The sequence below is a fragment of the Klebsiella oxytoca genome, from assembly GCF_009707385.1.
GTDB lineage: Bacteria > Pseudomonadota > Gammaproteobacteria > Enterobacterales > Enterobacteriaceae > Klebsiella > Klebsiella oxytoca_C.
This window is the reverse complement of record NZ_CP046115.1, coordinates 3,599,799-3,624,743: the sequence shown is the minus strand read 5'-3', so window position 1 is coordinate 3,624,743 and position 24,945 is coordinate 3,599,799. Positions and strand designations below refer to the sequence as shown.

The following is a 24,945-nucleotide window of genomic DNA, read 5'->3' as shown; positions in this document are numbered from 1 at the left end:
CAGAATTTATTAAATAAAAAAAGCGCTGCCGAAGCAGCGCCTTATGCGGAATTACTTGACCTGCTGGCCTGGCTGAGCGCCGCTGTCCGGGCTGAGCAGGAAGATATCTTTCCCGCCAGGGCCTGCCGCCATCACCATGCCTTCAGATATACCGAAGCGCATTTTCCGCGGCGCGAGGTTGGCGACCATTACCGTCAGTCGGCCGATCAGCGCCTGCGGATCCGGGTAGGCGGAACGGATGCCGGAGAAAACGTTGCGCTTCTCGCCGCCGAGATCCAGCGTCAGGCGCAGCAGCTTGTCGGAACCGTCAACGAACTCGGCGTTTTCAATCAGCGCGATACGCATATCCACTTTGGCGAAATCGTCAAAGGTGATGGTTTCCTGAATCGGATCGTCAGCCAGCGGGCCGGTAACCGGCGCAGAGAGCGCTTTCACCTCTTCTTTCGACGCTTCGACCAGCGCTTCCACCTGTTTCATTTCAAGGCGGTTGTACAGCGCTTTAAAGGTATTAACCCTGTGTCCGAGCAGCGGCTGCTGAATAGCATCCCAGCTCAGTTCACCGTTGAGAAACGCTTCGGCGCGGGCGGCCAGCTGCGGTAGCACCGGCTTCAGCCAGGTCATCAGTACGCGGAACATATTCAGGCCCATGGTACAAATGGCCTGCAGGTCGGCATCGCGGCCTTCCTGTTTTGCGACCACCCAGGGAGCCTGTTCGTCAACGTAGCGGTTAGCCACGTCGGCCAGCGCCATGATTTCGCGGATAGCCTTACCGAACTCGCGGCTGTCCCATGCTTCGCCAATGCTTGCTGCCGCATCGGTGAAGGTTTTATAGAGCGCCGGATCGGCCAGCTCGGCGGAGAGCACGCCGTCAAAACGCTTATTGATAAATCCGGCGTTACGCGAGGCGAGGTTCACCACTTTGTTAACGATGTCGGCATTGACGCGCTGCACGAAGTCTTCCAGGTTCAGGTCGATATCATCGATACGCGACGAGAGCTTGGCGGTGTAGTAATAACGCAGGCTGTCGGCGTCAAAATGCTTCAGCCAGGTGCTGGCTTTAATGAAGGTTCCGCGCGATTTGGACATCTTCGCGCCGTTGACCGTCACGTAGCCGTGTACGAACAGGTTGGTCGGCTTGCGGAAGCTGCTGCCTTCCAGCATGGCTGGCCAGAACAGGCTGTGGAAATAAACGATATCTTTACCGATAAAGTGATAGAGCTCGGCGGTAGAGTCTTTCTTCCAGTATTCGTCGAAGCTGACGGTATCGCCGCGTTTGTCGCACAGGTTCTTGAAGGAGCCCATGTAACCGATCGGCGCGTCCAGCCAGACGTAGAAGTATTTGCCCGGCGCGTCTGGAATTTCAAAGCCAAAGTACGGCGCATCGCGGGAGATATCCCACTGCTGCAGGCCAGACTCGAACCACTCCTGCATTTTGTTCGCCACCTGTTCCTGCAGCGCGCCGCTGCGGGTCCACGCCTGCAGCATTTCACTGAATGACGGCAGATCGAAGAAGAAGTGCTCGGAATCACGCATTACTGGCGTCGCGCCGGAAACCACCGATTTCGGCTCGATAAGCTCGGTCGGGCTGTAGGTCGCACCGCACACTTCGCAGTTATCACCGTACTGATCCGGCGATTTACACTTCGGACAGGTGCCTTTCACAAAGCGATCCGGCAGGAACATGCCTTTTTCCGGGTCGTAGAGCTGAGAAATGGTGCGGTTTTTGATAAAACCGTTCTCTTTCAGGCGCGTATAGATAAGCTCCGACAGCTCGCGGTTTTCATCGCTGTGCGTGGAGTGATAGTTGTCATAGCTGATGTCGAAGCCAGCAAAATCGGTCTGATGCTCCTGACTCATTTCGCCAATCATCTGTTCCGGCGTGATCCCGAGCTGCTGTGCTTTCAGCATGATCGGGGTGCCGTGAGCGTCGTCGGCGCAGATGAAGTTGACCTCGTGGCCGCGCATTCGCTGGTAACGGACCCAGACATCAGCCTGGATGTGCTCCAGCATGTGGCCGAGGTGGATTGAGCCGTTTGCGTACGGCAGCGCGCACGTTACCAGAATTTTTTTCGCGACTTGAGTCATAGTGGGCATTACATCTTCTATTGAAAAAAGGGTTTTTGATGTTACCGCAAAGGCAATAATTTGGTAAGCCTAAAGCTTATTGTGGGGGAATTATTCCCTTTAAGGTAAACTTAACGCACAAGATTCAACTCACAATAACAAAGGAGTCGGGATGAGTTCGCAATCCCAGGCCAAATCCCCCGAGCGTCTGCGTGCTATGGTCGCCGGGACCCTGGCTAATTTCCAGCACCCAACCCTGAAACATAACCTCACGACGCTGAAGGCGCTGCATCATGTTGCCTGGCTGGACGAGACCGTGCACATTGAAATTCAGATGCCGTTCGTCTGGAATAGCGCGTTTGAGGTGCTCAAAGAGCAGTGCAGCGCCGAGCTGCTGCGCATTACCGGCGCCAAAGCCATTGACTGGAAGCTGACGCACAGCATCGCTACGCTTCAGCGGGTAAAAAACCAGCCCGGTATCAACGGCGTGAAAAACATTATCGCCATCAGCTCCGGTAAGGGTGGAGTGGGTAAATCCTCTACTGCGGTCAACCTGGCGCTGGCGCTGGCGGCGGAAGGCGCAAAAGTCGGTATCCTGGATGCCGATATCTACGGCCCGTCAATTCCCACCATGCTCGGCGCGGAGGACCAGCGTCCGACCTCGCCGGACGGCACCCATATGGCGCCGATTATGAAATTCGGCCTCGCCACCAACTCCATCGGCTATCTGGTGACCGATGATAACGCGATGGTGTGGCGCGGCCCGATGGCCAGTAAGGCGCTGATGCAGATGCTGCAGGAAACGCTGTGGCCGGATCTCGATTATCTGGTACTGGATATGCCGCCGGGCACCGGTGACATTCAGCTGACGCTGGCGCAGAACATTCCGGTCACCGGCGCGGTAGTGGTGACCACACCGCAGGATATCGCGCTGATCGACGCTAAAAAAGGCATCGTGATGTTTGAAAAAGTCGAAGTACCGGTGCTGGGTATCGTGGAAAACATGAGCATGCATATCTGCAGCAACTGTGGGCACCATGAGCCTATCTTTGGTACCGGCGGCGCGCAAAAGCTGGCCGAGAAGTATCGTACTCAGCTGTTAGGCCAGCTGCCGCTGCATATCACCTTGCGTGAAGACCTTGATAAGGGGACTCCGACGGTGGTTGCGCGCCCAGAAAGCGAGTTTACCGAGACCTATCGTCTGCTGGCAGACCGCGTTGCGGCGCAGCTGTACTGGCAGGGAGAAGTCATCCCCGGTGAGATAGCCTTCCGCGCGGTTTAATTACCTCAGCCTTCAGAGCCGTACGGCGCTTTGCGTCGTGCGGTTTTTTTTCTCCTTCGACGCTCTTTTTCTCCGGATGAGATAATCATCTTGCAAATAGAATGAGTATTAAATATTAATTATTTATATTCATATTTAATGATGTTGCGATTAATCAATAAAACATATTTTTAACATTGTTTTTCAAAGGTAGTTATGCGAGCTTTACTCATATAGCAGTGAAGTATCTTAATTCGCCGCGCTGGCATTTTATTTTGGTTTTTTCATTTGGCGAAAAATGGCAGTCATCAGTCATACGTAAATAAAAACGATGGAAGGAATATGTAGCCGTTCTGAATTTCCGGGGTGAATGATGAATAATATTGCTCTAATCGCTAAGTTACGAGAACTACTGGTTATTTTTATGCATGCGCGCACTCTGCCGGAAAAAGCCGCTGACGCAATGCGTTATTGCCAGGAAAATATCTCGTTAACTGAGATCCCGATTGGCGCGTGTGGTGAGTATCGCGAGATTTTTGAACAGATCGTGTTTTTATCGCAACAAAATAACCGTGCTGCCCCGGATGATTTGCTGCGCAGCGGCGGAGATTTGATATTAAGTATTTTAATGCTGTATGAACAAGTGGCTTCATATATTGCTGTTGAGGAATTTATGCAAAAACAAAACCGCTTTAACGAATAACGCTTTAGTCCTGTAAAAGGAAACGCCAGCGGCAACAACAGCGCGCTGGCGTTTTATTTTTAGCGATGATAGAAAATCTCGCCGTCATAGATTTTGAGGATTTTCCCCTCGGTTTCGGTAATCAGCACATAGCTGCCGCCCATATAGGTCCAGCGGGTACCGGCATCCGGCGCAGGCAGATTACGCTGCTGCCACTGTTTGATATTGTATTCTGGCGTCAGATACATCGGCGGTACGGTATCGCCGATGCGGAATTGTTTGAAGTCTGCGGTAACCCCATCCAGCTCATATTTCTGGATACCGTCGCCGGTCGCAGCCCATGCTCCACTGGTGCAGGCCAACAGTACGCCCAGAAGCATCATTTTTGTTTTACGCATAATTTCCCCATTATTATCCTGGACACGAAATCGCAGCCTCGTATGATTCCTGATACATCAAGGTAATGGCAAGCTTTGGTTTAGTGAAAAGTGTAAGCAAACGGCGATGGCGCGCTGCTTTCAGGCGCCAGGCATTGGTTTTGAGAATAATCCGGGTTCGGGAGACATTATGTTCAGGCTGGAAGATCTGGCATTGTTTGTTCGCGCGGCGGCGTTAAGCAGCTTCAGCGAGGCTGCGCGCGAGGCCGGGCAGCAGCCCGCGCAGGTTAGCGCGGCAATCAAGCGCCTGGAGACGACGCTGAATATTCGTCTTTTTGCCCGTTCGACGCGGAGTCTACGCCTGACGCAGGAAGGGGAGACCTGGCTGCCCTACGCCACTCAAATGCTCGATACCCTTCACGCCGGGCTGCAAAAAATACACACTCCTGATGATGAAGTTCGCGGTACGTTACAAATTGCCGTGCCTTCCGATCTTGGCCGCAATCTGCTTCTGCGCGTGTTTCGCGATTTTCGCCAGCGCTATCCCGGACTGCGTTTACGGATTCTGTTTTCCGATCATCGGACCGATGTGTTTAAGGACCCGGTGGACATTGCGTTCCGCTACGGCGACAACGATGACGCTTCGTTTATTTCCCTGCCGGTGGCGCCGGAGAACCGTCGGGTCTTGGTGGCTTCTCCCGCCTGGATAGCGGAACATGGCGAACCGCAGACGCTGGAAGATTTATCCCGGCACAATGCGCTAATTTACCTGCTGCGCGGCAGGGCGTTCGATCGCTGGCCGCTGAGCCTTGAGGGTAAAGTGCATTACGCGCAGGTTTCCGGCCCTGTTGTCAGCGATGATGCTGAGGTGATTCGCCGTCTGGCTGTTGCCGGGGAGGGGATTGCGTTCAAGTCTGAGCTTGATGTCGGCGATGATCTTCGCGAAGGCAGGCTGCAGATACTGTTGCCGCAGTATCAGGGAGATGTGGTGCCGCTGAATATGATTTGTCCGCACCGCAAACAGCTTTCGCCTGCGGTGCGGCTGCTGTATGAGGCGGTGAAAGAAGCGTGCGAAGCGGTCAGTTCACGGATGGCGCTGCGCTGAGCAGGTTTGCTAGCCCAGGGAATACCCCTGCTCGCGCTGCGCTTAGCAGGGCTACGGATTCAGTCCGGTAGCCCGGCTAAGGCGTTTACGCCGCGAGCCGGGACTTTCCCGACACGACTCTTAATGTTTCACCAGCGTGGCAAAGTAGTACACCAGCGGAATCGCAAGGATCCACAGGCCGATGGGGATTTCCCGCCACTTCCCGGCAATGGTCTTAATGACCACATAAAACAGCAGGCCACCTGCGATCCCGGTACCGAAGCTGTTGGCAATCAGGGTAATCATTACCATCATCAGCACCGGCAGGCCGTCGGTAAAGTTTGCCAGATCCACTTTGCGCAGGCCGCTGAACATGTTCAGGCCAATCAGGATCAGCGCAGGCGCGGTAGCTTCTTTTGGAATCATCAGCGCTATCGGAGTAAACAGCAGCATCAGGAGGAACATCACCGCCGCCGACAGCGCGGTTAACCCGGTTTTTCCGCCAGCCTCCGCTGCCGCCGAAGATTCAATCAGCGCGGTTGCCGCAGGGATACCCAGCCAGGGGCCAACGGCTGCGGCGATCGAGTCGACCATAAACGGACGATTGATATGCGGCATATTGCCTTCTTCATCCAGCAGGCCCGCTTCGCCGCCCACCGCCAGGGTAGTCCCCATGGTGGAAAAGAACTCTGAAGCGAAGAACACAAACAGGAACGGCAGAAAGGCGATATTCAGCGCGCCCAGCATGTCTATCTGCCCCAGCACCGGCGTCAGCGAATGCGGCATATCGATAAAGCTACCCGGCAGCTTAGTGACTCCCATTGGAATACCAACCAGGGTGGCAAAGAGAATAGCCCACAGAATCGAACCGGGGATTTTTCTTGCCTGCAGGGCAATTGCCAGAAACAGCCCGCAGAGCGCCACCAGCGCTCCTGGAGAGAGAAAATCGCCGAGCATCAGGGCGTTGGTTTTGGCGTTAGCCAATACCAGACCGGCGTTACGGAAGCCCAGCACCGCGACAAACAGCCCGATGGACGCCGTCAGCCCGAGCTTGATGGACTGCGGAACCGAACGGGTAACCACTTCGCGCAGGCCGAATTTGGTCAGCAGGAAAAACAGAATCCCCGACCAGCAGGCGATACCCAGGCCCACCTGCCAGCCAATGCCTTCGCTACCCGCCAGCGTCACGCCAACCAGCACCGAGCCGCCAATGCCGGGGCCGACGATAAACGGCAGGTTAGCGTAAAACGCCATCAGCAGCGTGCCGCCGACGAATACCAGAATTGTGCCGGTGGTTGCCGCGCCTTTATCCATCCCGCCAACCGCCAGCAGACCGGGGATAACCACCAGCAGATAGGCGGCGGCGAGAAAGCCGGTAACGCCCGCGAGGCATTCGGTGCGCAGCGTGCTGCCGCGGGAATACAAGGCAAAACGGCGCTCCAGCCAGCTTCCCTGCGCGGATGAGTTAAGGGTATTGTCGGCCATGCTCAGGCTCCCTGATGTTTATTGTTGTGTTCTGTGTGTTCTGTGTGTTCCGGGATTTCCCGGCAGTCTATCAGCGGCTCGACTATCTGGCGGGTGCTGCCATCGGTCAAACCTAAATCAGTCAAATGCGGACCGGCGTTACAGGCGAGGCAGGTGCCTTCGATCGCCTTAAATACGCGATACGGCGGCTCCCAGTCGGCGACTTCCGCGCTCAGGTCGCGAAGCTGACGAAACTGTCTGGCCAGCTCCGGGGCGGGTAGGTCGGAGAGCATTCCGGCAATCGGCATCGCCACATGAGCGAGAATTTTTCCCTGTTGGGATAACGCCATGCCGCCGCCGGAATCGAGCAGTCGGTTCGCCGCCAGCGCCATATCTTCGGCATCGCGGCCGAGCACCACCAGGTTATGAGAATCGTGAGAGTAGCTGGTGGCAATCGCGCCGCGCAGTTCACCCCAGCCCTCTAACAGCGCAATTTGCGGCTTAGCTTCGTGGCGACCGTGGCGATGCTTAACCCAAATCAGGCTGAATCCGTCCGGAACCTGTACTTTGCCATCGCGAACCTGTACTTCGACTTCGCCCCATTGGGTAAAGCGCGCGCCGCGAATATGCCGCAGGCGGGCGAGGCCGTGGCGAATAGCGCCGACGCGAAGGATAAAATCATCGGGGCTAAGCCGACCCATCTGTAGGGTATCGCGCGGCGGGATAACGCCCGTCGCTGCCGGAACAGGCTGAAGCAGCGTACCGTCGCGGGCAATCAGTTTCCCGGCGACGAAGACTTCCCGCGCGTTGAGCTTTTCTAATGAGTCGAAAACCACCAGATCGGCGCGACGTCCGGCGGCAATCAGCCCCAGATCGTTTCGCTGCAGGCGGATCGCCGCGTTCAGGGTAGCGAAGCGCAGTACGTCGGTTGCCGGCAGCCCGTGCTCAATCAGCTGGTTGAGCAGGGCGATAATGCCGCCTTTTTCCAGCAGCATATCTGGCGGCACATCGTCGGTGCAGACGGTGATTTGCGAGGAGAGATGCGGCAGCGTTTTCAGGGCGTTAACGATATCCGGCAGCAGATAAGGATGCGAGCCGCGAATTTCGATCGTCAGTCCGGCGCGCAGTTTTTCCAGCGCATCCTCCGCCGAAGTGAGTTCGTGATCGGAGGTGACCCCGGCGGCAAGATAGGCCTGCAGATCCGCGCCGCTTAAACCGCGCGCATGGCCTTCAATCAGCTTGCCGCTGTCCAGACCGGCCTGGATGATCTCCTGCATCCGCTCGCTACCGTGCAACACGCCATGCATGTCCATCACTTCGGCGACGCCGCAGACTTCCGGCCAGGCCAGCATGGTTGCCATCTCCGCGCCGGCGAAATCCGCGCCGGACATCTCCAGCCCCGGCGTTGAGGGCACGCTTGAGGGAGCGGCTACCATCACCTGGAGAGGCAGGTTGCGGCTGGCGGCGACGGCGTAGCGGACGCCTTCAACGCCCAGCACGTTGGCCAGTTCGTGCGGGTCCCAGAACACCGCCGTGGTGCCCTGAGCCAGCACGATTTCGGCATAGCGTTCAGGCGGCAGGTGCGAGCTTTCAAGATGCACGTGAGTATCCATCAGCCCGGGTGACAGGAAACAGCCCGCCAGCGAGCGGCGTTCATGGGCATCGGAGCGGCTGCCGCGCGGGTGCACGCTGGCGATCGTTTCGCCGACGATGCCGACATCGGCCGCGCGGATTTCTCCGGTAGCCATATCGACAATCTGCGCGTCGGTTAATAATAAATCGAACGGGGATTCACCGCGTGCGGCCTGAACGGCGCGACGGCGGGTTTCAGCACTGCTGGACATAACAACTCCGGCACAAGGATAATGTGGATACTCTAGGGGCAGTGCAAACGTTTGCCCAGATGAATAAATTTATCGCCCGATAACCTCGGGTTATTCTGCAAGCTGACCGTTGATGAAAACATGATGACCGAACCCTGGCAGCGTCTGCCCGCACTCTCTCTGAAGCAGATTCAGTATTTTGTGACCCTGGCCCAGCTGCGTCACTTTACCGATACCGCAAATCGACTGGCTATTAGTCAGCCGGCGCTTAGCAGCGCGCTGCGGCAAATCGAGACGGTGCTGGGCGGCAAGCTGGTCAACCGCACCGCCTCGGCGGTCACTTTAACCGAGCTGGGAGCAGCTATTTTGCCCCATGCCCAACGGGTGTTGAGCGTGGCGCAGCTGGCGTTTCAGGATATGCAGCAGATAGTTGAGGCTGGCGGCGATGGTACGGTGCGTATCGGTCTGGTGCCCTCGGTGAGCTCGTTGCTGTTTCCGCTGCTGCCGCAAACGCTGGCCCAGGCTTTTCCGCGCCTGAGGGTGGAGTTTCACGATCAGACTAACGATGCTCTGTTTTGCGAGCTGCAGTCGGGAAAGATAGATTTCGCCGTTGGCGCAATTGATAACTCATTGCCCCCGGAGCTGCAGGTTTATCCTTTGCGCGAAGATCCGTTTGTCGCGGTGCTGCACTGCGACGATCCGCTGGCCGGACAGCCGCATCTGCCGTGGAAGCTGCTGGCGGGGCGCGATATTGCGGTGTTCTCGAAAGGCAACATTCAGCGTCTGGTTGGTGCGCTGGCGGAGAGCCATCGTCTTACGCTCAAGACGCGTTATCAGGTCGACTATATTGAAACGCTTTACGGCCTGGTGCGCTCCCGACTGGCGGTGGCAATTCTGCCTGAGCTTTATACCACCCATCTTCAGGATCCGGCATTGAAGATTGCGCAGCTTCAGCAGCCCGCGCTGACGCGAACCGTGGCGCTGATGCGCGGACCGCAGCCATTGCCGCCGCTGATCGAAGCGTGTTTTGCGTTATTGTTGGGCGCGCTGCGGGAAGTGAATCTGTAGAAGCCGTTGCTATCGCTGCTTGTTTTGGTGAAATGGAAGAGAGATAGCGGATTACTTTATAGTGTTCTTTAAAATCAAAAGGTTATGGATTTTTAATATAATCGTTTTGTTGCCAGGATATCGGTAGATTGTTTTGTGTGAGTAAAAATTTTATAAAACAAAAGGATATGATTAGGGTGTTCCCCGCGTGAGCGGGGATAAACCGGTCGATGCGCATGTTCTGGATAGTTATTTCCAGTGTTCCCCGCGTGAGCGGGGATAAACCGAGTACCGGGCGAACTTAGAAACCTATGCAGAAGTGTTCCCCGCGTGAGCGGGGATAAACCGCGCTCAGATCTGGAAACGTTCGTATTCCAGGAGTGTTCCCCGCGTGAGCGGGGATAAACCGATTCAAAACTGCAGGCACGGTTAGCCCACGGCGTGTTCCCCGCGTGAGCGGGGATAAACCGGTCCCCGATTCGATCAGATTAGCGCTGTATCCGTGTTCCCCGCGCGAGCGGGGATAAACCGCGTTTCTGGATATGCTCGCCTGGTCTGAAGACGTGTTCCCCGCGTAAGCGGGGAGAACCTAATAAAGTCGCGCGGCTGCGGGTCCTGATAACGTTGCCGTGTTCACCCGTGAGCACATCCGTGGGCAGCGCGGCGATAAAGCCTTTATAGGCGTTGCTAAAGTTGATGTTATCGGAGAGGCGAAGCTGTTTGTACAGCCCGGCGTTTGCCCGTCTGGCTGCCGCTGCGGCTTCTGTGGGGCGGTTCTGGCCCTGCGGGTCAGAGGGTGAGTCGAGAATATTTCCGCCTGAGTTAAACGCCTGGCATGAATCGCCGCAGGCTTGTAGAACCGCGCCGGGCCGGCTTGCGTTGTCCGGCGACTTACCGTAACCTGCCCGCTGAGAACGTTTTTATCTCTCAATGACTCGGGGTGCCCTTCCTTGTGAAGGCTGAGAAAAACCCGTACCACCTGATCTGGATAATGCCAGCGTAGGGAAGTCAGAGACCGCAGGGTCGTCGCTTCTTCATCGCCTGGCGGGAGCAAACGATGTCTGACCTGCTGAACCCCGCGCATATTGCCCATCTGCGGCACCTTTTTCACCGCCATTCTCCCCTTGTTCACTGCATGACGAACGACGTGGTGCAGACCTTTACCGCGAACGTGCTGCTAGCGCTTGGCGCATCGCCGGCGATGGTTATCGATGCGGACGAAGCCAAACAGTTTGCCGCCGTGGCCGATGCGCTGCTGATTAACGTTGGCACGCTGACCGTCGAACGGGCGGCGGCGATGCGTGCGGCTGTGCAAAGCGCTCAAGAGGCGGGCAAACCGTGGGCGCTGGACCCGGTGGCGATCGGCGCGTTGTCTTTACGTACAGAATTTTGCCGGGAGCTGCTGGCGCTACAGCCCGCCGCTATTCGCGGTAATGCCTCGGAAATTATGGCCCTTGCCGGGATGAGCGGCGGCGGACGCGGCGTCGATACCACTGATACCGCCGTTGCAGCGCTGCCCGCAGCGCAGGCGCTGGCCCGCCAGCTAAACACCGTCGTGGCGGTAACCGGCGAGGTCGACTACGTCACCGACGGTCAGCGGACGCGCATGGTGACCGGCGGCGACCTGCTGATGACCCGCGTGGTTGGCACCGGATGCGCGCTGTCGGCGGTGGTTGCCGCCGCTGCGGCGATGCCCGGCGATCGGCTGGAAAACATCGCCGCGGCCTGCGGTCTGATGAAGCTCGCGGGAGGAAAAGCGGCGCAGCGGGGCGGTCCGGGCAGTTTTATTCCCGCCTTTCTTGATGCGCTTTATGCGGGAGGCGATCTGTGAAACGAATTAATGCGTTAACTATCGCCGGTACCGACCCGAGCGGCGGCGCGGGGATCCAGGCGGATCTCAAAACCTTCTCGGCGCTGGGCGCTTACGGCTGCTCGGTCATCACCGCGCTGGTGGCGCAAAATACCCGTGGCGTGCAGTCGGTTTACCGCATTGAGCCCGATTTTGTCGCCGCGCAGCTCGATTCGGTATTCAGCGATGTGCGCATTGATACCACTAAAATTGGCATGCTGGCGGAAACCGATATTGTCGAGGCGGTAGCGGAGCGGCTGGCGCGTTATCAGATTAAAAACGTAGTTCTGGATACCGTGATGCTGGCAAAAAGCGGTGACCCGCTGCTATCCGTTTCGGCGATACAAACGCTGCGTCAGCGCCTGTTGCCGCAGGTGTCGCTGATTACTCCAAATCTGCCCGAAGCGGCGGCGCTGCTGGATGCACCGCATGCCAGAACGGAACAGGAGATGCTGGAGCAGGGCAGAGCGCTGCTGGGAATGGGCTGCGGAGCGGTATTAATGAAAGGCGGCCATCTCGATGATGCGGAAAGCCCGGACTGGCTTTTTACCCGCGAAGAGGAGCTGCGCTTTACCGCGCCGAGGGTGCAGACCAAAAATACTCATGGTACCGGTTGTACGCTGTCGGCGGCGCTGGCGGCCCTGCGTCCGCGCTACGATGGCTGGGGACAAACCGTAGCGGAAGCCAAAGGCTGGCTGTCGGCAGCGCTGGCGCAGGCGGATTCGCTGGAGGTGGGGCACGGTATCGGCCCGGTCCATCATTTCCACGCCTGGTGGTAAACGGCACGACAACGTGTCAGCAGACTATGCTGAAAAAATAGCCCCCCGGCTGGAAAATCTGCTGAGTCGGTACCAGGCTTAACCTGCCCAAAATAATTGGGTTGGGAAAACGCATGCCGGTTTCGGCCGGCACTTACGGGAGATAGCTATGACTGATATTACGCAGTTGCTTGGCAAAGATGCCGACACGCTTTTACAGCACCGCTGTATGACTATTCCAGCCGACCAGCTCTATTTGCCGGGATCGGACTACGTCGATCGAGTGATGGTGGATAACAATCGTCCACCGGCGGTGCTGCGTAATATGCAAACCCTGTATAACACCGGGCGTCTGGCGGGAACCGGATATCTGTCCATTCTGCCGGTCGACCAGGGCGTAGAACATTCCGCCGGCGCCTCTTTTGCCGCCAACCCGCTGTACTTTGACCCGAAAAATATCGTTGAGCTGGCTATTGAAGCCGGTTGTAACTGCGTGGCCTCTACCTATGGCGTACTGGCCTCGGTATCTCGCCGCTATGCGCACCGCATCCCCTTCCTGGTCAAGCTGAACCACAACGAAACGCTGAGCTATCCGACCGAATACGATCAGACGCTGTACGCCAGCGTTGAGCAGGCGTTCAATATGGGCGCCGTGGCGGTAGGGGCGACGATCTATTTCGGGTCCGAACAGTCCCGTCGTCAGATTGAAGAAATTTCCGCCGCTTTTGAACGCGCGCACGAGCTTGGTCTGGTGACCGTGCTGTGGGCCTATCTGCGTAATCCGGCGTTTAAGAAAGATGGCGTCGATTATCATGTTTCCGCTGACTTAACCGGTCAGGCCAACCACCTGGCGGCGACCATTGGCGCGGATATCGTGAAGCAGAAAATGGCGGAAAATAACGGCGGCTATAAAGCGGTGAATTTCGGCTATACCGATGACCGGGTTTACAGCAAATTGACCAGCGATAACCCGATTGATCTGGTGCGCTATCAGCTGGCCAACTGCTATATGGGTCGTGCCGGGCTGATTAACTCCGGCGGTGCGGCGGGCGGCGAAACCGATCTGTCCGACGCCGTACGTACGGCTGTTATCAATAAACGCGCGGGCGGCATGGGGCTGATTCTGGGCCGTAAGGCGTTTAAAAAATCGATGGCCGACGGCGTGAAGCTGATTAACGCCGTACAGGATGTTTATCTGGACGGCAAAGTCACTATCGCATAACGCAAAAAATCCGGGCATAAGAGCCCGGATTGTCCTTTTTCACACCCCGGACTCCGGGTTTTTTTAAGACTCTGCCACGTTGGCGGTGAGCGGTTCTGCGTCCTGAGCGGTTGTAAAACCTGGCTGTTCGACGCGGATAAGCGGGCACAGGAAGAAGGCCAGAATATACAGGGCGGTATAGGCAATCACCACGCCGATGGTGCTGAAATAGGGCAGCAGTACCACCGCAATAGCAGGGGCGAGGAAGTTTGATAGTCCCGCCGACAGGTTATAGACCGAAATCGCCGCGCCTTTATGGTTCGGTTCCAGCGCCGGGAATACCGCCGCCATTGGCACGAACGCGGCGACGAATATACCCAATGCAATAGCCGGTACCAGCGCCATGGCAAAGTTATGGCCGAAGTGCTGCGGCAGGTAATAGAACGCCAGGCTGGAGAGCGCCATACCGATGCAGCCGAACCAGCGAATCACCTTCATCCAGCCCATTTTCTCCGCCACGATCCCCCAGAAAACGTTAGAAAAGATGGTGGTGAAGAAGAATGCCGCCCAGACCTGTAGCCATTCCGACGTGGTAAAACCGAGTTCATCAACGAACATCATCGGCATAATTACCGCAAAACCAAACAGCGACAGGGTATTAATAATACGTACGATGCTGGAAAACAGGATGCTGCGGTTGGTATAGATAAGCGTCACCGCGCGACCCAGCTCGGAGAATTTTTCGCGGGTGGTGAGATTCTGCATATGGCGCGGCGTTTCGGTATTACGCATCGACACCAGCGCAATGATGCCGCCGGTGGCGCAGAAGACCAGCGCCAGCCACAGGGTACCCATTTCGCCAATGTGCGGAATGGTGAAGCTCGGAATATAGCTGCCGAACACGCCGATGCCCACTGAGTAGACCGCCCAGAACCAGCCCAGCGCAGAGCTGGAGCTGTCGCTGCGGACGTTGTGGATAATGGCGACGATAAACGAGTAGAGGAACAGCGGGTAGGCCAGGCCGCGGATACCGTAAAACAGCAGGATCAGCGCATAGTTCGCACGACCGAGGCCGAAGACGAGGAACAGCACGTGGAACACGCACCACAGCACGAAGCCGATCATCATGGTTTTACGTGGAGTGATGATTTCTGCTACCACGCCGGAGACCCACGCCGACAGCGCGGCGGCCAGGCCGTAGAGGGTGAAGGCAAATGAAGCCTGCGCCGGGGTGAACCCCAGTTCTTTGATGTAGTGCGACAGAAAAGCCAGCTCAAAGCCGTCGCCGGTCATAAACACGGCGATGGCGACGTATCCCCAGATAAGATTTAGCGGTAAACCGAACCACTGTTTGTTATTAATGGACATGTTGACCTCGATTTCAGAGTGCAGATGAATGCCTCCGCTGCACAGCAGCGGAGCATTATTGTTATTAAAATAAAGAGGTATGTTATTCGCGAATCAGCCTGCCGGCCTGTTGTAGCGCCTTGTAGGCCTCATACCTGCGCTGATGTAGCGGGCTAAACGCAGTCTCGCTGTGATAGGTGGTATCCACCTTAGTGAACTGCTTCATGGCCTCCGGCAGCGAGGCGGCGACTTTGCCCGCAACGGCGCCAAGGATGGCAGAGCCTAACAGCACAGGTTCGCTGCTGGCGGTGCTAACTACCGTAACGCCGCAGGCATCGGCCAGCAGTTGGCGCACCAGCGGATGCTGTCCCGCACCGCCGCTGATGACGATATTTTCACTCTCAATCCCGCAGGCGCGCTGGGCGTCAAGGATCTGCCGCAGGCCGTAGCCAATACCGCATAATCCGGCGACGTACAGCGCGGTCAGATTATCAAGATCCCGTTCCATCCCCAGTCCGGCAATCAGCGCCTTAGCGTGTGGGTCGGCAAGCGGCGCGCGGTTACCGAGAAACTCGGGCACGACGTGCAGACCGGCGGCCAGCGTTACCGCCTCGGAAGGAGAAGCAACCTGCGCCAGCACGCGATCCGCCAGCCATACCGGCAGGGGAAGCCCTGCGGCCTTCGCCTGTTCCCGAGCCTCCGCCGCTGCCGGATGGAAGCTCAGCAGCTGGTCGATAGCCGCACCGGCGGCGCTTTGCCCGCCTTCATTCAGCCAGTAGCCCGGCACCATCGCCGAATAGTAAGGCCCCCAGACGCCGGGTACGAAAACCGCCTCCTGAGTGGTGGTCATGGTGCAGGAAGAGGTGCCGAAGACGTAGGCCATATTGTTGACCGCGCCGTTAAGTACGCCGACGGTGCCAATGCCGCCCGCGTGGGCATCAATCATACCGACCGCTACCGGCGTACCGACCGGCAGGCCCATTTCAGCCGCCGCCGCCGCACAAAGACCGTCTCCGCATGGCGTTCCCGGATCGACAATTCGCTGGCCGATGCGGACAAAATCTTCCTCCGCCAGCTCTTCAAGGCCAATCTGGCGGAAATACCCGGCATCCCAGCGTTTTTCATGTGCCAGATAGGTCCATTTACAGGTCACGGTGCACACCGAGCGGGCTAAATCGCCGGTTGAGCGCCAGGTGAGATAATCAGCGAGATCGAAGAAATGATGCGCCTGCTGATAGATGTGCGGGCGATTTTCCTTTAACCACAGAATTTTCGGCGTCTCCATTTCCGGAGAAATTTTACCGCCGACGTATTGCAGTACCGGGTGGCCCGTAGCGTTGATCTTTTCCGCCTGTCCGGTCGCACGATGATCCATCCAGACAATAATATTGCGATCCGGGTCTTCCGAAGGCCCCACCGCCAGCGGCGCGTTGTTTTCGCCAACCACGACCAGCGAGCAGGTGGCATCGAAGCCGATACCGGCAATCGACGACGGCTCAACGCTGGCGTTAGCCACCGCCGTTTTAATGCAGTAGCACACCGCCTGCCAGATCTCGCGGCTCGATTGTTCAACCACGCTTCCGGCGCTGCGGAAAAGGGTGATCTCACGGGTAGCATGGGCGAGGAGCTCGCCTTGCAGATTGAATACACCCGCGCGAACGCTGCCCGAACCGACATCTACCCCAATAATGTTTTGATTATCGCTTTGCATAAAATTCTCTCCAGCTGTCTGGTTGAGCGGTCAGAGATCTACGCTGTTAGGCAGGATAACAATGTCGCGTACGGTGACGTTTTTCGAACGCGTCACCATAAACAGCACCGACTCGGCGACTTCAATCGGCTGCATCAGGCTGCCGTTGGCCAGCGCTTCGTCCATTTTGGCTTTCGGCCAGTCGTCCAGCAGAGCGGTAACCACCGGGCCAGGCAGGACGGCACCCACGCGTACGCCGTACTGCGAAACCTGGCGGCGGGTGGTATGAACAAACGCCTGGACGGCAAATTTCGACGCGGTATAGATGGGCTCCCAGATAACCGGCACCACGCCTGCGATAGAGCTGGTGAAAATAATATCCCCGGATTTTTGCGCGATCAGATGCGGCAGGACGCTGCGCACGCAGCGGAAGGCGGCGTTGGTGTTGAGATGCAGTACGCGGTCCCAGACGTCCGGGTCGCCTTCGGCCACCGGTCCGCCGATGTAGGCACCGGCGTTAGCGTGGAAAATATCGAGACGTCCGGTAAGGTTCAAAATACCTTGCAGAATGTTATCAACCTGGTCCGCCTGCATCAGATCGACCTGCAGGGCGAAGGCGTTTTCGCCGAGTTCGGCGACGATTTTGTTGAGCTTTTCGCCTTCGCGGTCGATAAGCACCACTTTTGCGCCAGCCCCCAGCAGGGTTTTCGCGCACTCGAGGCCGATCCCGGATGCCGCGCCGGTGATCGCGGCGACTTTGCCGTTAAGGGAAGTATTCATAGAGGAGACAGAGTGGTTCATTTTATAATCCTTTGCAGAGTCTGGTTGAAACTATCGAACGCGAGGGCATCACGTTCGGGGCTATGGACTAAAATCGTGTAATATGTTGAATATCAGCATCATTTATTCAGGCTTGCTGGAATGTTAACGCTGTATGCGCTAATGCTTCGTGGCGTGAAATGGATGCTCAATCGATGAAGCTCATGTTGCTCCAGCTTCATCGATTGAGCAAGTGGGGAAATTAACAGCGAAATGAATTTGTGACGCAAGTTGGAAAAATGAAGAAAATAACGATTTACGACCTGGCTGAATTATCCGGCGTTTCGGCGAGCGCGGTGAGCGCCATTCTTAACGGCAACTGGAAAAAGCGCCGCATCAGCGCAAAGCTTGCCGAAAAGGTAACGCGGATTGCCGAAGAGCAGGGATATGCAATCAACCGCCAGGCCAGCATGCTGCGCAGTAAAAAATCGCACGTCATTGGCATGATTGTCCCCAAATACGATAACCGCTATTTTGGCTCGGTTGCCGAGCGCTTTGAGGAGATGGCCCGCGAGCGGGGCCTGCTGCCGATTATCACCTGTACACGCCGTAGCCCGGAGCTGGAAATTGAAGCGGTAAAGGCAATGCTCTCCTGGCAGGTCGACTGGGTGGTGGCTACCGGCGCCACCAACCCGGACAAAATTACCGCCTTATGCCAGCAGGCGGGGGTTCCGGTAGTCAATCTCGACCTGCCGGGTTCTATTGCGCCATCGGTGATTTCGGATAACTACGGCGGCGCGAAGGCGCTGACCCTGAAGATCCTCGCGAATAGCGCCGGGCGCCGGGGGAAGCTGGCACCGCTGACTTTTATCGGCGGGCGCAGCAGCGACCATAACACCGCCGAACGTTTACGCGGCTTTCACGATGCCCACCGTGAACAAGGGCTGAGCGTACCGCAGGAAAACATCCTGGCCCCCGGTTATTCGAAAGGTAAAGTGGAAGCCTGTCTGCAGGAGCGCTTTGGCACCGCGCAGACCCAGCTACAGGGGGTATTTGTTAATTCGACAATCTCGCTGGAAGGGGTGGTGAGGTGGCTATCGCAGGCGGGACTCACCGGCAGCGAGCAGCCGCCGATGGGCTGCTTTGACTGGGACCCGTTTGTCTATCTACTGGGACACGATATCGACATGGTCCAGCAGGACGTTCCGGCAATGCTGGAAGCGGTGTTTCAGATTATCGATTCCGGCGATGCCAGCCCGCAGCGGATTGAAATCCCGCCGCTGTTGATGAGCAGCCGCTGATCCGCGTTCTGGCTTTTGGCGTTAACGCGTCAGCAGCCAGCGGGCGGTGTGTTCATCGGTGACCAGACCGTTGATCCAGCCGCCCTTAAGCGCCGCCAGAATCGCCGGGCGTTTGTATTCTCCGCACGCTACCGCGATACGCGGACACGCGTTCTGGCGAATGTCGTAGCTGGTGATCATTCGGTTGATTTCGCTATCAACCACGCCGCCTTCGGCATCGATAAAGCGCCCCATGATCTCGCCGATGCCGCCGCGGGCGGTTAGCTCATCCATCTGCGCCTGATTAATAAAGCCATCTTTGAAGATAGGGCTTTGCGTGCCTAATGGCCCAATGCCGACAAAAATAACGTCCGCCCGGCGGGCGACGGCGGAGACGCTGCGGAACAGTCGGCTGGTACACCACATGTTGTGCTCATCCTGGGTCTGCGCGTAGCGCGGCGCGGGCCACTGATAGTACTTTGCTTTGATTTTGCTGGTCAGCAACAGCGGGACATCATCGTAATAGTTACACTGACCGTCGGCGTCCATGGCGCTGATCAGCGCCACGCAGCGGGTATTCAGGCTATCGAAGTCGATGCGCTGCAGCGCTTTTTTCAGGGTCAGACCGGAGCCCAGACCGATGATTTTCTCGTTATCATCCTGCAGATAGCGGGCCATCAGCTGATAGCAGCCGAACGATACGCTATCGAGGGTGCTTTCATCGCTAAAGGCGGGCACGATATTGCATTCGATAAGCTGATATTTTTCCTGCAACAACTGCGCATAATCGAGGCAGTTCGCCACCGGATGATGCAAACTTATCGACACAATCCCTTCTTCTTTTGCGGCGGCGATCAGCCGCTGCACCACGGGCCGCGACGTACCGAGCTGGCTGGCGATTTCGCTCTGATTCTGCCCGGCGATGTAGTACATCCACGCGGCGCGGACCTTCTGATCCATACGGATATCATCTTCTTTGCTCATGGTTTCCTGCCCTAAGTTGCTGGCCGTGGCGAGAGTTTCGCACGGCGAATACCCGCATTCTGGCGGTGGCCGGTAAAACTGGCAAGCTTTTGCTCTTTATTGGTCATTTGTAATTTAATTGGGTAATTGTTCTTTTGTGATCTATGGCTCTTAATTGGGTCAAATGATCAATTACAGTGTGACCATCAATTCAAGGAGAGCAGAACATGAACAATCAATTCACATGGCTTCACATTGGTCTGGGTTCTTTTCATCGCGCGCATCAGGCGTGGTATCTGCATCGTCTGATTGCTTCCGGAGATCGGCGCTGGCACATCGCGGCGGGGAATATCCGTAACGACGCCGAGCAGGTGGTGCAGGCGCTGGCGGCGCAGGGTGGGCGCTACGTACTGGAAACCGTCAGCCCGGAAGGGGAGCGCGAATATGAAGAAATTACCTCTATCCAGAAACTGCTGCCGTGGCAGGCGGGGCTGCAGCCGCTGATTAACGAAGGGGCAAACCCGCAGACCAAAGTTATCGCTTTCACCGTAACGGAAGGGGGTTACTACCTGAATACCAGCCATAAGCTGGAAACCAGTAACCCCGATTTGCAGGCCGACCTGCAAGGAGAGTGCAAAACCATTTACGGCACCATCGCGCGAATTCTGGAAAAACGCATGGCGGACAACGCAGGGCCGCTGACCCTGCTGAACTGCGATAACGTGCGGCATAACGGCGAGCGCTTCCACGACGGTATGGTTGAGTTCCTGCAGCTAACCGGCAAACAGGCGGTGATTGACTGGATGGCCGCCAATACCACCTGTCCGAACACCATGGTGGACCGCATCACTCCGCGTCCGGCGGCCGATCTGCCGGCACGTATCAAAGCGCAAACCGGCATTGATGATAAAGCGCCGGTGATGGGTGAGACCTTTATCCAGTGGGTGGTGGAAAATAAGTTCCGCGACGAACGGCCGAATCTGGAAGCGGTTGGCGTGGAGATGGTTGAGTCGGTTATCCCTTATGAAGAGGCCAAAATCCGCATCCTGAACTCTTCGCATAGCTGCATTGCGTGGGCGGGGACGTTAATTGGCCAGCAGTATATTCATGAAAGTACGCTGACCGATTTTATCTACGCCATTGCCGACCGCTACGTTACGGAAGACGTTATTCCGTGCCTCGGCGATAACGGCATTGATCTGCCGACCTATCGCGACGTGGTGCTCAAGCGCTTTACCAACCCGTATATCCAGGACACCAACCAGCGCGTTGCCGCCGATGGTTTCTCAAAGATTCCGGCAATGATCGCGCCAACCCTGCAGGAGTGCTACCAGCGCGGCGTCCGCCCGCAAGCGACCGCCATGCTGCCCGCGCTGTTCTTCGTCTTTATGGAGCAGTGGCACAAGGGAACCCTGCCGTATCAGTATCAGGACGGCATCCTCGACGCTCAGGCGGTACATGAAATGTTTGAATCCAGCGATCCGGTGGCGCTTTACGCCCGCGATAAAGCCCTGTTTGGCACACTTGCCGACAACGCTGACTTCCTGGCGCTGATGCGCGAGAAGGTCGCCGCAGTTTACGCGCTGATTAAATAAGAGGTGGCTATGTATCTGGGTATCGATCTCGGCACATCGGAAGTAAAAGCGCTGGTCATTGATGAGAACAATGAGGTTATCGCCAGCCATAGCGCGCCGCTCAGTATTCAGCGGCCCCATCCGCACTGGTCAGAACAATCACCGCAATCGTGGTGGGAGGCGACGGAGTATCTGATGACCACGCTGCGGGAAAAATGCGCGCAGCACTGGCCGGCAATCAAAGCCATTGGCCTTTCCGGGCAGATGCACGGCGCGGTTCTGCTGGATGCGGCCGGGGAGGTGATTCGTCCGGCAATCCTGTGGAATGACACCCGCTGCGCCGGGGAGTGCGACGAGCTGGAGGATATGGCGCCGGAGCTGCATCAGGTGGCAGGAAATCTGGCGATGCCGGGCTTTACCGCACCGAAGCTGCTGTGGGTGCGCCGTCACGAGCCGCAAAACTTTCAGCGCACCGCTACGGTGCTGCTGCCGAAGGATTATCTGCGCTACCGGATGACCGGGAAGAAAGTCTCCGATATGTCGGATGCCGCCGGAACGCTGTGGCTGGACGTGGCGAAGCGCGACTGGTCTGATTCGCTGCTGGATAAATGCGGTCTGTCGCGCAGCCATATGCCGTCGCTGGTTGAGGGCTGCGAAGTTTCCGCAACGCTCGATCCGCAGGTGGCCGAGCGCTGGGGGCTTAACGCTTCGGTGGTAGTCGCCGGCGGCGGTGGTGATAACGCGGTCAGCGCTATCGGCGTCGGCGCGGTCTCGCCGGGGGATGCGTTTATTTCGCTCGGTACCTCCGGCGTGCTGTTTGTGGTGACCGACGCCTATCGTCCGGCTCCGCAGTCGGCGGTGCACGCGTTTTGCCACGTGCTGCCAAATCTGTGGCATCAGATGAGCGTGATGCTCAGCGCCGCCAGCTGTTTACAGTGGTTCTGCCGCCTGACCGGCACTACCGAAGTGGCGCTGCTGGAGGAGATTGCTGAGCTTAGCGAGGAAGAGAAAGCCCATGCGCCGTTTTTCTTGCCCTATCTCTCCGGTGAACGTACCCCGCATAACGATCCTGACGCGCGCGGTATGTTCTGGGGAATGACCCACTCCAGCCTGCGCGCTCAGCTCGGCTATGCGGTACTGGAAGGGGTGAGCTTCGGTATCAACGATGGCCTGCGGGTATTGAAAGAGACCGGCACGCAGATCGAGCAATGCTCGCTGGTTGGCGGCGGCGCCCGCAGTCCGTTCTGGGCGCAGCTGCTGGCCGATATTCTCGACATGCCGGTGGTGACCCACAAAGGCGGAGAGACGGGCGGCGCGCTGGGCGCGGCGCGGCTGGCCTGCCTGGCGGCAGGTAAACCGGTTGCGGCAGTGTGTGAAAAACCGGAGGTATGGCAGACCTGGCGCGCGGATCCGCTACGCCATCAAACCCTGATGCAACGCTACGCGCAGTTTAATGCCTTGTATTTAAACGATCTGAACTATCGGCAGCATTAATTTTAATAACGATAGCCGCTTCGATGAAAACCGCGGAGCGGCCACCCTGTACCCTGAAAACGAGGTCATTATGTCCATCAATAATAAACAGTGGCTCGGTTTACCCCTGAACCTGCTCTGGGGATACATCGCCATCGCCGTGTTTATGACCGGCGACGGTTTTGAACTGGCGTTTCTGTCGCACTATATCAAAGAGCTGGGGTTCTCTCCGGCGCAGGCGTCGTTTGCCTTCACCCTGTACGGTCTGGCCGCCGCGCTGTCGGCATGGATTTCGGGCGTGGTGGCGGAAATTATTACTCCGCTTAAAACCATGATGATCGGCTTCGTACTGTGGTGTGTGTTCCACGTGCTGTTCCTTGTCTTCGGCCTCGGCCATGCCAACTATGCGCTGATCTTAATTTTCTACGGTATCCGCGGCTTCGCGTATCCGCTGTTCCTCTACTCGTTTATCGTCGCCATTATCCACAACGTGAAAAGCGATAACGCCAGCTCCGCGCTGGGCTGGTTCTGGGCGGTTTACTCAGTGGGTATCGGCGTGTTCGGCAGCTATATTCCGAGCTTCACCATCCCGCACATTGGTGAAATGGGTACCCTGTGGCTGGCGCTGGCTTTCTGCGTGACCGGCGGTATTATTGCGCTGGCCTCTCTGCGTCATATTCAAACTCCACGCCATATGCAGAATCTCACCACCCGTGAAAAATTCTCCGAGCTGGGACGCGCGGCGACGCTGCTCTACAGCAATCGCAATATTCTGCTGTCGAGCATGGTAAGGATTATCAATACCCTGTCGCTGTTTGGTTTTGCGGTAATCATGCCGATGATGTTTGTCGATGAGCTGGGCTTTACCACGTCGGAATGGCTACAGGTGTGGGCGGTCTTCTTCTTCACCACCATTTTCTCTAACGTGCTGTGGGGCATTTTGGGCGAGAAACTGGGCTGGATGAAGGTCGTGCGCTGGTTCGGCTGCATCGGTATGGCGCTCTCCAGCCTGGCGTTTTACTACATTCCTCAGCATTTCGGCCATAACTTTGCCATGGCGCTTATCCCGGCGATTGCATTGGGTATTTTTGTTGCCGCGTTCGTTCCGCTGGCGGCCGTTTTCCCGGCGCTGGAGCCGAAGCATAAAGGTGCGGCGATTTCGGTCTATAACCTGTCGGCGGGGATGTCGAACTTTCTTGCGCCGGCGATTGCGGTGATTTTGCTACCGTTCTTCAGCACCATCGGCGTGGTCATCGCCTATACCGCGCTGTACGTGGCGGCCTTTTTCCTCTGCGCGTATATCCGCGTTGAGCAGCCGGGGTTTAGCCACACGGAAACGCCCGCCAACGAGCAGGTTGAGTTCTCTTAAGGTGATGCGGCTGGTATGGATGATGCATGCCAGCCTTAATGAGGTGGATGATGAGTATTCAGGCAGTTATTTTTGACATGGATGGCGTAATTATTGACTCCGAAACCCTGTGGCGGCAGGCGCAAATCGCAGCTCTTGCGCAGTGGGGAGCTACGGTGAGCGTCGATGAGTGTGAAGCCCTGACCAAAGGCAAACGCCTCGATGAAATAGCCCGAACCTGGCGTCACTATTGCCGGCTCGATCTTGCTCCGCAGAGTCTGGAAGACGCCATATTACAGCGCATCACCGGCCTGATTACCGCTCAAGGTGAACCGATGCGCGGCGTACATGAGGCGTTAGGCTATTTTCGTCATGCAGGCTATAAGATTGCCCTTGCCACTTCATCGTCCCACCAGGTTATCTCCGCCGTACTGAATAAGCTCTCGCTTTGGCACTACTTTGACGTTATCTCCAGCGCGGATGACGAGGCGCATGGCAAGCCGCATCCGGCAGTGTATTTGACGACGTTACGTAAGCTGCGTCTCGACGCCAGCCAGTGCCTGGTTATTGAGGACAGTTACAACGGTTTTAGCGCGGCGCAGGCGGCGGGTATTCCCACGATGGTTATTGCCGAAGATAGCCAGAATGGGCGCTTTCAGGCTGCTGCGGGACGCTATCGGACTCTGCCTGAACTGCTGGAAGCCCTCTCTGCCGAGGCCGAAGCGGTCGAATAAGTCACTATTTCGTGGGCGCAGGAAATTCTGGGATGTACACGGTCGGTTAATCTCTTCTCTGCGCCCACGCTCCTTTTTTCACCATCCCGATACTGCTTTCAGGAGCCATGCTGCTCTTGCTATCTGCTCCAGCTTCCCACCCTAAGCTTTCTCAGCGTGGGGTGAGG

General features: G+C 57.0%; 20 protein-coding genes, 1 CRISPR repeat array and 1 riboswitch. Of the genes, 12 read left to right on the top strand and 8 right to left on the bottom strand.

What is annotated here, in order from left to right; translation table 11 throughout:
• Nucleotides 1-51: 51 nt before the first annotated feature.
• Complete coding sequence (gene metG, locus GJ746_RS16860; protein ID WP_154681229.1) at nucleotides 52-2,085, bottom strand: methionine--tRNA ligase; 2,034 nt, start codon at nucleotides 2,083-2,085, stop codon at nucleotides 52-54.
• A 151-nt stretch (nucleotides 2,086-2,236) separates the two neighbouring features.
• Here metG and apbC point away from each other — a divergent pair, with 151 nt between their 5' ends.
• Both apbC and GJ746_RS16850 read left to right on the top strand, forming a co-directional pair.
• Entirely contained in the window at nucleotides 2,237-3,346 is a 1,110-nt protein-coding gene (gene apbC, locus GJ746_RS16855; protein WP_154681228.1) for an iron-sulfur cluster carrier protein ApbC, read from the top strand.
• A 352-nt stretch (nucleotides 3,347-3,698) separates the two neighbouring features.
• Complete coding sequence (locus tag GJ746_RS16850; RefSeq protein WP_154682760.1) at nucleotides 3,699-4,028, top strand: hypothetical protein; 330 nt, start codon at nucleotides 3,699-3,701, stop codon at nucleotides 4,026-4,028.
• A 59-nt stretch (nucleotides 4,029-4,087) separates the two neighbouring features.
• Here GJ746_RS16850 and GJ746_RS16845 read toward each other — a convergent pair whose 3' ends face one another.
• Nucleotides 4,088-4,405: an RcnB family protein gene (locus tag GJ746_RS16845; protein WP_154681227.1), complete on the bottom strand. Its 318-nt coding sequence runs from the start codon at nucleotides 4,403-4,405 to the stop codon at nucleotides 4,088-4,090.
• Nucleotides 4,406-4,574: 169 nt separating this feature from the next.
• Between GJ746_RS16845 and GJ746_RS16840 the strand changes: the two genes are divergently transcribed.
• Nucleotides 4,575-5,489, top strand: a complete 915-nt coding sequence (locus GJ746_RS16840; protein ID WP_154682759.1) for a LysR family transcriptional regulator — start codon at nucleotides 4,575-4,577, stop codon at nucleotides 5,487-5,489.
• Between the two features lie 120 nt (nucleotides 5,490-5,609).
• Here GJ746_RS16840 and GJ746_RS16835 read toward each other — a convergent pair whose 3' ends face one another.
• Nucleotides 5,610-6,953: an NCS2 family permease gene (locus GJ746_RS16835; protein ID WP_154681226.1), complete on the bottom strand. Its 1,344-nt coding sequence runs from the start codon at nucleotides 6,951-6,953 to the stop codon at nucleotides 5,610-5,612.
• 2 nt (nucleotides 6,954-6,955) lie between these two features.
• Nucleotides 6,956-8,776 carry an adenine deaminase gene (locus tag GJ746_RS16830; RefSeq protein WP_154681225.1) on the bottom strand — a complete coding sequence of 607 codons (1,821 nt, stop codon included), beginning with the start codon at nucleotides 8,774-8,776 and terminating at the stop codon, nucleotides 6,956-6,958.
• Between the two features lie 120 nt (nucleotides 8,777-8,896).
• On the opposite strand from GJ746_RS16830, the gene GJ746_RS16825 reads away from it, so the two are divergent.
• The 4 genes from GJ746_RS16825 to fbaB all read left to right on the top strand — a co-directional run bounded on the left by GJ746_RS16825 (nucleotide 8,897) and on the right by fbaB (nucleotide 13,631).
• The gene (locus tag GJ746_RS16825) at nucleotides 8,897-9,823 is read left to right on the top strand and encodes a LysR family transcriptional regulator (protein WP_195908748.1); all 927 of its coding nucleotides are present in this window, start codon (nucleotides 8,897-8,899) and stop codon (nucleotides 9,821-9,823) included.
• Between the two features lie 176 nt (nucleotides 9,824-9,999).
• Nucleotides 10,000-10,394: a CRISPR direct-repeat array (repeat unit 29 nt; unit sequence GTGTTCCCCGCGTGAGCGGGGATAAACCG).
• Nucleotides 10,395-10,728: 334 nt separating this feature from the next.
• A riboswitch (TPP riboswitch) is annotated at nucleotides 10,729-10,825 on the top strand.
• Between the two features lie 34 nt (nucleotides 10,826-10,859).
• Complete coding sequence (thiM, locus tag GJ746_RS16820; protein ID WP_154681224.1) at nucleotides 10,860-11,633, top strand: hydroxyethylthiazole kinase; 774 nt, start codon at nucleotides 10,860-10,862, stop codon at nucleotides 11,631-11,633.
• Nucleotides 11,630-12,430 carry a bifunctional hydroxymethylpyrimidine kinase/phosphomethylpyrimidine kinase gene (gene thiD / locus GJ746_RS16815; RefSeq protein ID WP_154681223.1) on the top strand — a complete coding sequence of 267 codons (801 nt, stop codon included), beginning with the start codon at nucleotides 11,630-11,632 and terminating at the stop codon, nucleotides 12,428-12,430. Before thiM ends, thiD begins: the two co-directional genes overlap by 4 nt.
• A 148-nt stretch (nucleotides 12,431-12,578) precedes the next feature.
• Entirely contained in the window at nucleotides 12,579-13,631 is a 1,053-nt protein-coding gene (gene fbaB / locus GJ746_RS16810) for a class I fructose-bisphosphate aldolase (RefSeq protein WP_154681222.1), read from the top strand.
• Between the two features lie 63 nt (nucleotides 13,632-13,694).
• Here the strand turns inward: fbaB and GJ746_RS16805 are convergent, their stop codons facing one another.
• From GJ746_RS16805 to GJ746_RS16795, 3 genes are all read right to left on the bottom strand, one after another.
• Entirely contained in the window at nucleotides 13,695-14,978 is a 1,284-nt protein-coding gene (locus GJ746_RS16805; protein WP_154681221.1) for an RbtT/DalT/CsbX family MFS transporter, read from the bottom strand.
• 82 nt (nucleotides 14,979-15,060) lie between these two features.
• Nucleotides 15,061-16,668, bottom strand: coding sequence for an FGGY-family carbohydrate kinase (locus GJ746_RS16800; protein WP_154681220.1), 1,608 nt, complete (start codon nucleotides 16,666-16,668; stop codon nucleotides 15,061-15,063).
• 30 nt (nucleotides 16,669-16,698) lie between these two features.
• Nucleotides 16,699-17,448, bottom strand: a complete 750-nt coding sequence (locus GJ746_RS16795; RefSeq protein WP_195908747.1) for an SDR family oxidoreductase — start codon at nucleotides 17,446-17,448, stop codon at nucleotides 16,699-16,701.
• Nucleotides 17,449-17,705: 257 nt separating this feature from the next.
• Between GJ746_RS16795 and GJ746_RS16790 the strand changes: the two genes are divergently transcribed.
• Nucleotides 17,706-18,707 (top strand): substrate-binding domain-containing protein, encoded by a 1,002-nt coding sequence (locus tag GJ746_RS16790; protein WP_154681219.1) that lies wholly within the window; start codon nucleotides 17,706-17,708, stop codon nucleotides 18,705-18,707.
• 21 nt (nucleotides 18,708-18,728) lie between these two features.
• Here GJ746_RS16790 and GJ746_RS16785 read toward each other — a convergent pair whose 3' ends face one another.
• On the bottom strand, nucleotides 18,729-19,670 hold the full coding sequence (locus GJ746_RS16785) for a sugar-binding transcriptional regulator (RefSeq protein WP_154681218.1): 942 nt from the start codon (nucleotides 19,668-19,670) through the stop codon (nucleotides 18,729-18,731).
• 206 nt (nucleotides 19,671-19,876) lie between these two features.
• On the opposite strand from GJ746_RS16785, the gene dalD reads away from it, so the two are divergent.
• From dalD to GJ746_RS16765, 4 genes are all read left to right on the top strand, one after another.
• The gene (gene dalD, locus GJ746_RS16780) at nucleotides 19,877-21,244 is read left to right on the top strand and encodes a D-arabinitol 4-dehydrogenase (RefSeq protein ID WP_154681217.1); all 1,368 of its coding nucleotides are present in this window, start codon (nucleotides 19,877-19,879) and stop codon (nucleotides 21,242-21,244) included.
• 9 nt (nucleotides 21,245-21,253) lie between these two features.
• The gene (gene xylB, locus GJ746_RS16775) at nucleotides 21,254-22,717 is read left to right on the top strand and encodes a xylulokinase (protein WP_154681216.1); all 1,464 of its coding nucleotides are present in this window, start codon (nucleotides 21,254-21,256) and stop codon (nucleotides 22,715-22,717) included.
• Between the two features lie 70 nt (nucleotides 22,718-22,787).
• Nucleotides 22,788-24,065 (top strand): D-arabinitol transporter, encoded by a 1,278-nt coding sequence (gene dalT, locus GJ746_RS16770; protein ID WP_154681215.1) that lies wholly within the window; start codon nucleotides 22,788-22,790, stop codon nucleotides 24,063-24,065.
• Between the two features lie 50 nt (nucleotides 24,066-24,115).
• Nucleotides 24,116-24,778 carry an HAD family hydrolase gene (locus GJ746_RS16765; RefSeq protein ID WP_154682756.1) on the top strand — a complete coding sequence of 221 codons (663 nt, stop codon included), beginning with the start codon at nucleotides 24,116-24,118 and terminating at the stop codon, nucleotides 24,776-24,778.
• Nucleotides 24,779-24,945: the final 167 nt, after the last annotated feature.